This window comes from Methylobacterium sp. Leaf123 (assembly GCF_001423405.1).
Classification (GTDB): Bacteria; Pseudomonadota; Alphaproteobacteria; order Rhizobiales; family Beijerinckiaceae; genus Methylobacterium.
Genome location: NZ_LMNS01000038.1, coordinates 35256 through 47425 on the forward strand (window position 1 = coordinate 35256; position 12170 = coordinate 47425).

At 68.1% G+C, this 12170-nt stretch carries 13 protein-coding genes; 7 read left to right on the forward strand and 6 right to left on the reverse strand.

Translation table 11 applies throughout. The features are described 5' to 3' along the window. Positions 1-106 precede the first annotated feature (106 nt). Together dapA and smpB are read left to right on the forward strand one after the other, a co-directional pair. Entirely contained in the window at positions 107-997 is an 891-nt protein-coding gene (dapA, locus tag ASF53_RS19820) for a 4-hydroxy-tetrahydrodipicolinate synthase (RefSeq protein WP_056202675.1), read from the forward strand. 102 nt (positions 998-1099) lie between these two features. After that, positions 1100-1573 carry an SsrA-binding protein SmpB gene (gene smpB, locus ASF53_RS19825; RefSeq protein WP_056202676.1) on the forward strand — a complete coding sequence of 158 codons (474 nt, stop codon included), beginning with the start codon at positions 1100-1102 and terminating at the stop codon, positions 1571-1573. 189 nt (positions 1574-1762) lie between these two features. Here smpB and ASF53_RS19830 read toward each other — a convergent pair whose 3' ends face one another. The 5 genes from ASF53_RS19830 to rpoZ form a co-directional block, all read right to left on the reverse strand. Further along, complete coding sequence (locus ASF53_RS19830; protein WP_056202677.1) at positions 1763-2419, reverse strand: LabA-like NYN domain-containing protein; 657 nt, start codon at positions 2417-2419, stop codon at positions 1763-1765. Positions 2420-2921: 502 nt separating this feature from the next. Further along, positions 2922-3512, reverse strand: coding sequence for an orotate phosphoribosyltransferase (pyrE, locus tag ASF53_RS19835; protein ID WP_056202678.1), 591 nt, complete (start codon positions 3510-3512; stop codon positions 2922-2924). 212 nt (positions 3513-3724) lie between these two features. Further along, positions 3725-4066 carry a hypothetical protein gene (locus ASF53_RS19840; protein ID WP_056202680.1) on the reverse strand — a complete coding sequence of 114 codons (342 nt, stop codon included), beginning with the start codon at positions 4064-4066 and terminating at the stop codon, positions 3725-3727. A gap of 112 nt (positions 4067-4178) precedes the next feature. Continuing rightward, entirely contained in the window at positions 4179-6410 is a 2232-nt protein-coding gene (locus ASF53_RS19845) for a RelA/SpoT family protein (protein ID WP_056202683.1), read from the reverse strand. 371 nt (positions 6411-6781) lie between these two features. Continuing rightward, positions 6782-7192 carry a DNA-directed RNA polymerase subunit omega gene (gene rpoZ / locus ASF53_RS19850; protein ID WP_003602879.1) on the reverse strand — a complete coding sequence of 137 codons (411 nt, stop codon included), beginning with the start codon at positions 7190-7192 and terminating at the stop codon, positions 6782-6784. A gap of 203 nt (positions 7193-7395) precedes the next feature. On the opposite strand from rpoZ, the gene ASF53_RS19855 reads away from it, so the two are divergent. The 4 genes from ASF53_RS19855 (at position 7396) to ASF53_RS19870 (ending at position 10224) form a co-directional block, all read left to right on the forward strand. Then, positions 7396-7962: a NifU family protein gene (locus ASF53_RS19855; protein ID WP_056202686.1), complete on the forward strand. Its 567-nt coding sequence runs from the start codon at positions 7396-7398 to the stop codon at positions 7960-7962. 159 nt (positions 7963-8121) lie between these two features. After that, positions 8122-8802 (forward strand): tRNA (adenosine(37)-N6)-threonylcarbamoyltransferase complex dimerization subunit type 1 TsaB, encoded by a 681-nt coding sequence (gene tsaB, locus ASF53_RS19860; RefSeq protein ID WP_056202688.1) that lies wholly within the window; start codon positions 8122-8124, stop codon positions 8800-8802. Beyond that, entirely contained in the window at positions 8799-9320 is a 522-nt protein-coding gene (locus ASF53_RS19865) for a GNAT family N-acetyltransferase (RefSeq protein ID WP_056202690.1), read from the forward strand. Before tsaB ends, ASF53_RS19865 begins: the two co-directional genes overlap by 4 nt. 25 nt (positions 9321-9345) lie before the next feature. Then, complete coding sequence (locus ASF53_RS19870; protein WP_056202693.1) at positions 9346-10224, forward strand: lysophospholipid acyltransferase family protein; 879 nt, start codon at positions 9346-9348, stop codon at positions 10222-10224. A gap of 4 nt (positions 10225-10228) precedes the next feature. Here the strand turns inward: ASF53_RS19870 and ASF53_RS19875 are convergent, their stop codons facing one another. Next, complete coding sequence (locus ASF53_RS19875) at positions 10229-10669, reverse strand: MEKHLA domain-containing protein (protein ID WP_056202697.1); 441 nt, start codon at positions 10667-10669, stop codon at positions 10229-10231. A gap of 131 nt (positions 10670-10800) precedes the next feature. Here ASF53_RS19875 and miaB point away from each other — a divergent pair, with 131 nt between their 5' ends. Further along, complete coding sequence (miaB, locus tag ASF53_RS19880; RefSeq protein ID WP_056202699.1) at positions 10801-12141, forward strand: tRNA (N6-isopentenyl adenosine(37)-C2)-methylthiotransferase MiaB; 1341 nt, start codon at positions 10801-10803, stop codon at positions 12139-12141. The last annotated feature ends 29 nt before the right edge of the window (positions 12142-12170 follow it).

The following is a 12170-nucleotide window of genomic DNA, read 5'->3' on the forward strand; positions in this document are numbered from 1 at the left end:
ACGGGGGACGGCCTATGTCTCGCCCGTCCCAGGCGCGGCCCGCACGCGGCAGCCGCCGCCGGGGCACGCCAGAAGACAGGCAAGAAGAACGGCCGGGAACGCCAGGATGACCGATACCCACGCCCGCCTTCGCGGCTCGATGACCGCGCTCGCGACCCCGTTCCGCGACGGCGAGTTCGACGAATCGGCCTTCCGGAAATTCGTGAACTGGCAGATCGATCAGGGCACCCACGCCCTGGTGCCGACCGGCACCACCGGCGAGAGTCCGACGCTGAGCCACACCGAACACGACCGCGTGGTCGAGGTGTGCGTCGCCGAAGCGGCCGGCCGGGTGCCGGTGATCGCGGGCGCCGGCTCGAACTCGACGCGGGAGGCCGTCGCGCGGGCGCGTCATGCCGAAAGCGTCGGCGCGGATGCGGTGCTCACCGTCACGCCCTACTACAACAAGCCGACGCAGGAGGGGATGTACGCCCACTTCAAGGCGGTGAACGACGCCGTCGGCATCCCGATCATCATCTACAATATCCCCGGCCGGTCCGTGGTCGACATGAGCGTCGACACCATGAAGCGGCTGTTCGAACTGAAGAACATTGCCGGCGTGAAGGACGCCACGGCCAAGATTGACCGTGTCAGCCTTCAGCGACAGGCTTTGGGAGAAGACTTCATCCAGCTTTCTGGCGAAGATGCGACGGCCCTCGGCTTCAATGCCCATGGCGGGGTCGGCTGCATCTCCGTGGTCTCGAATGTCGCACCCCGGCTCTGTGCCGATTTGCAGGAAGCGACACTGGCGGGCGACTACGCCAAGGCCCTGAAGATCCAAGACCGGCTGATGCCGCTGCATGTGCAGATGTTCTACGAATCGAATCCGGTGCCGGCGAAATACGCTCTGTCGCGCCTCGGGCTGATGTCGGAGGAGGTGCGCCTGCCGCTGGTGCCGGCGACCGAGGGCTGCCGCCGGGCGGTCGATGCCGCGCTCGCCCATGCCGGCCTGATCTGACGCCGTCGGATTGATCCGAGAAGATCCGGCGGGAAGCCTCGCCGGAGAACGCGGCGGTCCCCATATCGGTGGATCGCCGCCCGCTCACGAACTTGAAGACGAATGGCACCCAAACCCGATCCCGGCCGGCGCGTCGTCGCCGACAACCGCTCCGCACGCTTCCACTACGCGATCGAGGACACGTTCGAGGCCGGCATCGCGCTGACCGGCACCGAGGTGAAATCGCTGCGTGGCGGCAAGGCGACGATCGGGGAGTCCTATGCCGGGCCGTCCGGCAACGACCTGATGCTGTTCAACGCCTATATCCCGGAATATCTGGAGGCGAACCGCTTCAACCACGACACCAAGCGGCCCCGCCGCCTTCTGCTGCACCGCCGCCAGATCAACAAGCTGATCGGCGCGACCCAGCGCCAGGGCTACACGGTGATTCCGCTGAAGATCTACTTCAACGACAAGGGCCGGGCGAAGGTCGAGCTGGGCCTCGGCAAGGGCAAGCAGCTCCACGACAAGCGCGAGAGCGTCAAGCAGCGCGACTGGGATCGCGACAAGGCCCGCCTGATGCGCGACAAGGGCTGAGTTCAGCCCTCGACGTTTTCGGCGCCGGGACTGCCGGCGCCGTTCGGTCGGCAACGCACGCCGCCATCACCGCACGACGAAGTGCGTCTTCTCCGGATAGGGCAGGGCGCCGGATGATTTCGGCGTAACCTCGCCATCGACGACGACGGGCCTTCGCCCGTCACCGCGATGTGAGCATCAAAGCGTCGCTCAGCCCTCGGCTCCCTCGTCGGACGCGCCGGGGCGGATGCCGTAGCGGCTCTCGAGACCGGGATTGGGGCGGGGCGCGCGCTCGGCGAAGTCGCGGCGGGGGCCGTCAGCGGGCGCGCGGGTGGTGCGCTCGCTCGGGTCACGACCGATCCGGCTCGCAAGATGGGCGAGATCGATGAACTCGTCCGCCTGACGCCGCAGGTCGTCGGCGATCATCGCCGGCTGGGTCTGGATCGTCGAGACGACGGAGACGCGAACGCCGCGGCGCTGGATCGCTTCCACGAGCGAGCGGAAATCGCCGTCGCCGGAGAACAGCACCATGTGGTCGATATGCGGGGCCAGTTCGAGCGCGTCGATGGCGAGCTCGATATCCATGTTGCCCTTGATCTTGCGGCGCCCGGCGGAGTCGGTGAATTCCTTCACCGGCTTGGTGACAACCCGGTAGCCGTTATAGTCGAGCCAATCGATCAGCGGGCGGATCGAGGAATATTCCTGATCTTCGATCATCGCCGTGTAATAGAAAGCCCGAATTAGATTGTCGCGGCTCTGAAAATCCTTGAGCAGCCGCTTGTAATCGATATCGAAACCGAGCGCCTTCGTGGTCGCATACAAATTCGCGCCGTCGATGAAAACTGCGGTCCGTTGTTTATCACTCATCGATTGGTCCGTGTTCTTGAGATGAAAGAGATTGTTTCTAGAAATTCAGACATGAATGCAGTACATGAAACCGCAGATTCAATGCGCTGCCGAAGCCCGGCATCCCGGCACTCTCGACGGGTAGCAGTCTTTGTGTTCCGAAGCACGCTCTCCGTTCGGAAGAGCGTGATCCGGCCAACGGGATCGCGGTGTCTGAAAGGGGCAGGACTCGGAACAGCGTAGCAGAGTCCGGCCCGAATCCCCTTTGTGGTGGCCGAGCCGGCAATCCCTGTCAAGCGCCAGAAAGTGTTAACGCCGCCCGCGCCAAATCCAAACGAAGATGATGTGACGCAACCCAGAGCGTAATCTTCGCAATCATTTTCGTACTAGCGGTTGCGACACAGCGCCCACATCGATCCGCTGCGGTATTTACACACCTGAAGTTGCCGCAACGAGCGAATTGACGTGGGTTGCCCACGCGGAACCTTTGCAGCCGCCGAACCGGCGGCTGTCACGTCGCGGGTCAGGGCTTTGGCAGGGCCCGGCTGCCCGGCTTGACCGGGGGGATGGCGGCAAGCTCGGGGGGCAGGGCGTCGGGCGCATAAGCCGGGATGTCGAGTGTGACCAGGGACAGGAGCGGCAACCCGATCTCGCCGCGCCCGCCCGAACGGTCGATCAGGCAGGCCGCGCCGACCACCTCGCCCCCCTCGTCTTTCAGCGAGGCGAGGCATTCCCGGGCGGAGAGACCCGTCGTCACGATGTCCTCGACGATGACGGCGCGGGTGCCGGCGGGAATCGAGAAGCCGCGGCGCAGGGTGAAGGGACCGCCGGGGTCGCGCTCCACGAAGATCGCCTTGGCGCCGAGATGGCGGGCGGTCTCGTAGCCGGGGATGATGCCCCCGATGGCCGGCGAGACCACGATGTCGATCCGGCCGAAGCGGGCCGTGATGACTTCGGCCAGTGCCCGGCACAGCCGCTCGGTGCGCGCGGGATCAGAGAAGATCGTCATCTTCTGCAGGAAGGTCGGCGAGCGCAGGCCGGAGCTGAGAATGAAGTGTCCCTGCAGCAGGGCCCCTGCGGAGCGGAATTCTTCGAGAACTTCTTCCGGCGTCATGATCACCTGCTCGCCAAACCGCGTTCCGCTACTTCTTGCAGCGGCGCAAGCGGGGCGCAAGCCGAAGGCCAAGGGCATCAACCGACGACGGTGGCCGGTCTTCGGGCGATGACGATCCGACGGGTAGGATCCGGCCTCGTCGGAACGCGCCTTGCGCGGCCGAATCACCATTCCCCTCGGTGATGGGGGCCGGCTTGTTTACCTCGATAAATCTAGTTCCGGACGCGAAGCGGCTGCCGGCGGCGATCAGGACGGGCCTCGTAGGCGGGCGGGGGATAGGACGGGTCGTAGACCGTCCCGTCATACGGATCGTAAGCCCGGGGCAGGAGCGCGCCGAGCTGCACGCCCTCGCTTCCGCCGCGCTGGATCATCGTGCGCATGCCCGGCTGCAGCTTGCTGTCGTCCAGATCGTCGGGATGGGCGGGGATGAGCGGCAAACCCTCGGGGCCGCCCCGTTGGAGCATCGTCCGCATGCCGGGCTGAAGCGCCTGCGCCCCCCCGGCGAGCGGGATGCCGAGCGCGAGGATGACGGCGGTGACCAGGGAAAGCTTCATGATGGTCGCTCCGGAAAAGCGCGTCGCAGGCTCCGCCGTCCATAGAGCGGCTCGATGACGGAATGACGGGTTCCGCCATCGGTTCCAGCAGCGGCGCCTGCAGGACCGACCGTCAGCCGTTCACCCGCTCGACGCGGCTCACAGAGCGTTTGCCGCGCAGGTCCGCGACGATGGCGGTGAGGTGCTTCAGGTCCGGCACGGAGAGGTCGATGGAGATGTCGGTGAAGTCCTGCGTGCGGCGCTTCATCGAAACGTTGTCGATATTGCCGTCATGCTCGGCGATCACCTGGGCGATTTGCGCCAGCGTGCCGGGTTCGTTGATCGATTCGAGCGCGAGCTTGGCGGGGAAGCGCTCCTGCGAGCCCTCCACGTCCCAGCGCACATCGAGCCAGCGCTCGGGCTCGTTGTCGAAGGCGGCAAGCGCGGCGGACTGGATCGGATAGATCGTCACGCCGACGCCGGGGGTCAGAATGCCGACGATGCGATCCCCCGGCAGGGCGCCACCATTCGGGGCAAAGCTCACCGGCAGGTCGCCGGCGAGCCCGCGAATCGGAATGCTGGCCAAGGCCGAAGCCCCCTCGGCATCGCCGGAGAAGGTCAGCCGCATGGTCTGATCCTTGGACCGGGTGAGGCGCCCCGCCGCGCCGTTGGCGGCTGGGCCGCCGCTCGCCCCCGCGCGCCGCTCCTCCTTGAAATCGGGATAGACGGCCTTCACCACGTCGCCGGAGAACATCTCGCCGCGCCCGACGGCGGCGAACACGTCCTCGGTGGTTGCGCGGGCGAGCCGGGGCAGGGAGCCGCGCAGCTTCTCCTCGGAAAAGCTCTTGCCGGCCCGCTCGAAGGCGCGATCCAGGATCTGGCGTCCGAGCCCGGCATATTGGCGCCGCACGGCGGTGCGGGTCGCCCGCCGGATCGCCGAGCGCGCCTTGCCGGTGACGACGAGCGATTCCCACGCCGCCGGCGGCGAGGCGCCGTCAGAGCGGGCGATCTCGACCTCATCGCCGTTGGCGAGTTCGTGGAGCAAGGGCGCAAGCCGTCCGTTGATCTTGGCGCCCACCGCCGTGTTGCCGACATCGGTATGCACCGCGTAGGCGAAGTCGATCGGCGTGGCGCCCCGCGGCAGGGCGATCAGGCGGCCCTTGGGCGTGAAGCAGAACACCTGATCCTGGAACAGCTCCAGCTTGGTGTGCTCCAGAAACTCTTCCGGCGAATCGCCCTCGGCCAGCAGCTCGATCGTCCGGCGCAGCCATTGGTAGGCGCCGCTCTCGGTGGCGAGCCGCGGATGGATCTCGGCCTCGCCGCCCTCGGCGGAGGCCTCTTTGTAATGGGCGTGGGCGGCGATGCCGTATTCGGCGATCTCGTCCATCTCGGCGGTGCGGATCTGCAGCTCGACGCGTTGGCGCTTCGGCCCGATCACCGTGGTGTGGATCGAGCGGTAATCGTTCTGCTTGGGCGTCGAGACGTAGTCCTTGTAACGGCCGGGGACCATCGGCCAGCTCGTGTGGACGACGCCGAGCGCCGCGTAGCACTCGGCCAGGGTGCCGACGATCACGCGAAAGCCGACGATGTCGGAGAGCTGCTCGAAGGCGACCGACTTGCGCTCCATCTTCGACCAGATCGAGAACGGCTTCTTCAGCCGCCCTTTCACCTGAGCGGCGATGCCGCGCGCCGCCAGCCGGGCGGTGAGGTCGTATTCGATGCTCTCGATGACACTGCCGGATTTCGCCGAGAGGTCTTCGAGCCGCTTGGTGATCGTCGCGTAGACCTCGGGCTTCAGCGTGCGGAAGGAGAGGTCTTCCAACTCGTCGCGCAGCTCCTGCATGCCCATGCGGCCGGCGAGCGGCGCGTAGATGTCGAGGGTCTCCTCGGCGATCCGCGCGCGCTTGTCGTCGCGCATGAAATGCAGCGTGCGCATGTTGTGCAGGCGATCAGCGAGCTTCACTAGAAGCACCCGCACGTCCTCGGCCACGGCCAGGAGCAGCTTGCGGAAGTTCTCGCCCTGCACCGCCCGCTTCGAGACGAGGTCGAGGCGCTTGAGCTTGGTCAGCCCGTCGACCAGCGCGCCGATCTCGGGGCCGAAGATCTCGCGGATCTCGTCGAGGGTCGCGGCAGTGTCCTCGACGGTGTCGTGCAGCACCGCCGCGACGATGGTCGCGTCGTCGAGGCGCAGGTCGGTGAGGATCGCGGCGACTTCGAGGGGATGGGCGAAGAATGGGTCGCCGGAGGCGCGCTTCTGCGTGCCATGCGCCCGCATGGCGTAGACGTAGGCGCGGTTGAGAAGCGCCTCGTTCGCGGCGGGATTGTAGCGCTTGACCCGCTCGACGAGTTCGTACTGGCGCATCATCCGCCGAAGGATCCTGCTCTCAAATCTGCTCAGCGTCTCTCACAAGACGCCCGCTGCGCCGCCGTACTCCAAGGGGAGACGATCGGCGATCGGGCGGTTCGTGAGGCACTCTCAAAGGGGGGCCCGGCCCGGACGGACGCGGTCGCTCGTCCGACACCTTCCCGCATCGGCGTGCATTTGCCCAGACCCATGGCGTCGCGGACAAAGCGCGACGGCTCCGCCTCCCCCGCATGGACGCCAAGATGAGCGCATCCCGAACGCCGGCGACCGGCTTCCGGGATCATACGTGGGGGAGGGAGCGACACACGAGAACGCCCGCCGCTCGGGGACCGAGGGCGGGCGTGAAACGTCAGGCCGAGCGCGAAAAGAGCTTACTCACCCTCGTCGTCGGTCTCGGTCGGCGGTGCGAGATTCTCGAGACCGCGGAGGAGATCCTCCTCGCTCATGAAATCGAACTGCACGTTCTTGTCGTCCGAGGAGGACTGGGGCGCGACCGCCGCGGCGGCGGGCGAGCTCGACAGGAGCGGCACGGTCTCGGCCTCGGGCTCGTCCACCTCAACGTATTTCTGCATCGAGTGGATGAGCTGCTCTTTCAGATCCTCCGCCGTGATGGTCTCGTCGCCGATCTCGCGAAGGGCCACGACGGGATTCTTGTCGCGGTCGCGCTCCACGGTCAGCGGGGCGCCGGCGGCGAGCAGGCGAGCCCGGTGGCTGGCGAGCAGGACCAGCTCGAAGCGGTTCTCGACCTTCTCGATGCAGTCTTCGACGGTGACGCGAGCCATGCGAGGCGGCTCCTTCCTCAGGCGCGGATACGAACGATATGCGTGATGAACGGGCTTCCTACACCGGTTATCGCCGTCCAACAAGTCGCGGGAGCGGTTGAGAATCCGTCCCTGTCGGTCCACATGGAAAGCGGTGTTGGTCCAACCCGGCACCGATCCCGGCCGGCCTTGAACCGGCGCCAGCGGACCCGAGGATTCTCCACATGTTCATTCAGACCGAAGCCACGCCGAACCCCGCCACGCTCAAGTTCCTGCCCGGCCGCGTCGTGCTCACCGACGGGACCTTCGAGGCCCGCGACACCGCCAGCGCCGAGCGCTCGCCGCTGGCCACCGCCCTGTTCGCGGTGCCCGGCGTCTCGGGCGTCTATTTCGGGCACGACTTCATCTCCGTCACCAAGGCCGACGGCGTGAACGAGTGGCCGCAGGTGAAGCCCGCCGTGCTCGGCGCGATCATGGACCACTTCCAATCCGGCCGCCCGGTCCTGGCCGAGGGCACGGCGCTCGCGGAAGAAGAGACGGACGAGTTCTACGACGAGGCCGACCACGACACCGTGGCCACCATCAAGGACCTGCTGGAAACCCGCGTGCGTCCGGCGGTGGCCGGTGACGGCGGCGACATCACCTTCCGCGGCTACCGCGACGGCATCGTCTACCTCGAGATGAAGGGCGCCTGCTCGGGTTGTCCGTCCTCCACCGCGACCCTGCGCCAGGGTGTGCAGAACCTGTTTCGCCATTTCCTTCCCTCCGTGCGGGAAGTGCAGGCGATCTGATCGGCGGCCCCGCCGCCCGGTTTTCCCCTGACATCGGCGCAACACCGCACCGCTTCCTTGGGGAGTCGGGCCGCGGATGCGCTGACGGGGAGGGCGGTTTCGTCCTAAGAAGAGCCGGAGGGCGGGCGCTCGGGGTCCGCCACCGGATGGAATCGACGTTTGCGGATCCTTGCCATCGATACGGCGCTCGAAGCCTGCGCTGCCTGCGTGGCCACCGACGACAGCGACGACCTGCTCGCTGAGGAGTCGATGCCGCTCGTGCGCGGCCATGCCGAAGCGCTGCTGCCGCTGATCGAGCGGGTCATGGCCCGGGTCGAGGGCGGCTTCGAGGGTCTCGACCGGGTCGCGGTCACGGTCGGGCCCGGCAGCTATACCGGCTTGCGCGTCGGCATCTCCGCCGCCCGTGCGATCGGGCTCGCCACCGGCATTCCGGTGGTGGGCGTGACGACTCTGTCCGCCCTGCTGGCGCCGCAGCTCGCGCTCAACGGCGACGACACGGTGGTCGCCGCGATCGATGCGCGCCACGGCGCCGTCTACCTCCAAGCCATGAGCGTGACGCAAGGCACGGTGATCCCGCCCCGTCACATCGCCCTGGAAGAAGCGGCGACCCTGCTCGGCAACCGTCGGACGATCCTGACCGGCTCCGGCGCGCCCGCGCTCGCGGCGGCGGCGACTGCCGCCGGCATCCCCGTCGAGGTCGCCGAGACCGGCGCGCCGCAGATCGCCTGGGTCGCCTCGCTCGGACTCGTCGCCGACCCGGACCAGGCGCTGCCGCGCCCCCTCTACCTGCGCGGGCCCGATGCCCAACCGCAGCATCATGCGAGGCTCGCAAGGGCATGACGCGGACCGTCTCTCCGTTCTGGCCGCTCGATTGGTGGTCCGCATGGTGGGACGCCTGGGGCTCCGTGCCCTACGTCGCGCCGCTGCGGGATGCCGGACAGGCCTCCGACCTGGAAAAACTGCACGCCACCGCCTTCGCCCGCCCCTGGGCGGCCCATGAATTCGAGCGGATGCTGTGCGAACGCTCGACCGAGGCGCATGCCCTGCGCCGGGGCAACGCGCTGCTGGGCTTCGTGCTGTCGCGCAAGGCCGTGGACGAGGCGGAGATCCTCACCATCGTTCTGGCGCCCTCCGCCCGCGGCGGCGGCCACAGCCACCGGCTCCTGCGCGAGCACCTGAATGCGCTGGCCTATGCCGGCATCCGCACGGTCCATCTCGAAGTCGACGAGGGCAACACGCCGGCCCTGAAGCTCTACACCCGCCACGGCTTCCTCAAGATCGGCGAGCGCAAGGGCTACTACCCCCTGCCCAACGGCAGCCGAGCCACGGCGCTGACTATGAGCGCGACGCTGTCGTGAGGCTTTGCGGGAGCGCATCCGCCCGATGACGCGCGTCGGCATCGGCCTCCGCCTCCTCGTCCAGGCGCTGGCCTTCCTGATCGTGATCGGGCCGCACTGGCTCAGCCTGCGCTTCGGCCGGGGGCGGCTCGCGGCGCGGCTCGCGGTGCTGTTCCACCGCCTGTTCCTGCGCCTGTTTTCCCTGCGGGTGACGCAGAGCGGCACACCGCCGCCGCCGGGCGAGCCGGCGCTCGTGCTCTCGAACCATGTCTCCTGGCTCGACATCGTCGCGCTCGGCTCGCTGCGCCCGCTCTCCTTCGTCGCCAAGTCGGAAATCGCCGGCTGGCCCCTGATCGGCGTGCTGGCCAAGCTTCAGCGCACCGTCTTCATCGAGCGATCGAAGCGGACGGCGACTGCTCGCGTCAACGCTACGGTCGGGCAACGGCTCGCGGACGGCGACCTGATCGTGCTGTTCGCCGAGGGCACCACCGGCGACGGCCTGCGCCTGCTGCCGTTCCGCTCGTCGCTGGTCGGCGCCGCGCGAACGGCGCTGACGGCGGAAACCGGCGGGCTCGCACGCATTCGGCTTCAGCCCCTGGCCGTAGGCTACCCGCGCCGCAACGGCCTGCCGGTGACCCGCATCGAGCGGCCGGAGATCGCGTGGTACGGCGACACGGAACTCGCGCCGCATCTCGCCCTGTTCTCCAATCGCGGCCCCATCGACGTGCACGTGAACTGGGGCGCGCCGATCGCCTTCGAGGCCGCCACCGACCGCAAGGTCGCCACCGCCCAGGCCGAGGCCGCCGTGCGGCAGGGCCTGCGCCAGATTCATCGCGGCGGGGCCACTCCCCACCCGGCGCCGGCAGCACCGGAAACGATCGGGGAGGGCGCCGACGTCTCGGCGCCGGGCATCGCCGCCGTGTGACCGTTCAGGCCGGGAGCGGGAAGGTCGCCGCTTGGCCGCGAACGACCCCGCCCTCATCCACGAGCTGCCAGACGATGCCCTCGGTGACCGGGAAGCGCCGCCCGTCCTTGGCAACCCGAATGCCGGCATAATCCGAGACGAACCCGTCGCGGGCGACCGCGTCGAGCAGGCGCTGCCGCTCTGCCCGCTCCGGCGCCTCGGCCGAGAGCCGCGAGGGCATGCCGACGATGTCTTGCCAGTCATAACCGAAGGCCCGCTGCGCCGCCCGGTTGGCGTAGACGAAGAGCGGGTCGGCGCTCGTGTCGTGGGCCAGCACCGCGAAGGGCGCCGACCCATAGAGCCAGTCCGGCCCGAGATCCGGCTCAGGGATGAGCGGGCGGCCGACGAGGCGCAGGAAGCTGCCGGTCAGCAGGGTGAAGAAGGCGGGATCTTCGGCAAGCCTCACGGGCGGACCTTTTTGAAGGGGCAAAAGTTCGGATCGCTGAGAGAATCGTGTCGGCGACCGAACCGTGATAGAGGGCCTGTCGAGCAGAAAATCCTCAAAAATCACCGCCCGCCGGCGGCAGGGTTGCGATCTTGAAGAAAGCCTACGTCAAGTCTTACGGCTGCCAGATGAACGCCTACGACGCCGGCCGCATGGCCGACGTGTTGGCGGCCGAGGGCTACAGCGCGACGGACTCGGTCGAGGAGGCCGATGTCGTCGTTCTCAACACCTGCCACATCCGCGAAAAGGCCGCTGAGAAGGTCTATTCCGAACTCGGGCGCCTGCGTGTGCTGAAGGGCGAGCGCGCCGAGAGCGGGCAGGACACGCGCATCGTGGTCGCGGGCTGCGTCGCGCAGGCGGAAGGCCGCGAGATTTTGTCCCGCGCGCCCGCCGTGGACGTGGTGGTGGGCCCGCAGAGCTATCACCGCCTGCCGGACCTGTTGCGCCAGTCGCGCGAGACCCGCGTCGTCGACACCGAATTCCCGGCCGAGGACAAATTCGATCACCTGCCCGCCCGGCGCAACCGCGGCGTCACCGGCTTCCTCACCGTGCAGGAGGGCTGCGACAAGTTCTGCGCCTTCTGCGTCGTGCCCTATACCCGCGGCGCGGAGGTCTCGCGCTCGGTGGCGGCGGTGGTGGACGAAGCCCGCCGCCTCGTCGAGGGCGGGGTGCGCGAGATCACCCTCATCGGCCAGAACGTCAACGCCTATCACGGCGACGGGCCGGACGGCGCGCCCGCGACGCTCGGCCACCTGATGGACGCGCTCTCCGCGGTGCCGGGCCTCCTGCGCCTGCGCTACACCACGAGCCACCCGAACGACTTCGCCGACGATCTCATTGCCGCCCACGCGACGAACCCGCTGGTGATGCCCTACCTGCACCTGCCGGTGCAGTCGGGCTCGGACCGCATCCTTCAGGCGATGAACCGGCGCCATACCGGCGATGCTTACCGCCGGCTGATCGAGCGCATCCGGACCGCGCGGTCCGACATCGCACTGTCCTCGGATTTCATCGTCGGCTTCCCCGGCGAGACCGATGCCGACTTTGCCGAGACCATGCGGCTCGTCGCCGATATCGGCTTTTCGGCGGCGTTCTCGTTCAAGTACAGCCCGCGCGCCGGCACGCCGGCGGCGGAGCGCGAGGACGCGGTGCCGGAGGCGGTGAAGACCGAGCGGCTTGCCGCCCTCCAGGAACTCCTCGACCGCCAGCGCCACGCCTACAACGCCGCAAGCGTCGGCACGCTCACCGAGATCCTGGTCGAGAAGATCGGCCGGCATCCGGGGCAGGTCGCGGGCAAGACGCCGCACCTCCAAGCGGTACAGTTCGATGCGCCGGCCTCGACCATCGGCACGCTGGTGCCGGTGCGTATCACGCGGGCGGGCTCGAACAGCCTGTTCGGCGAAACGCTGGAGGGTGCGGCGGCGGCCGCGTGACCTATATGAGGCCCATCACCATGCCGGAT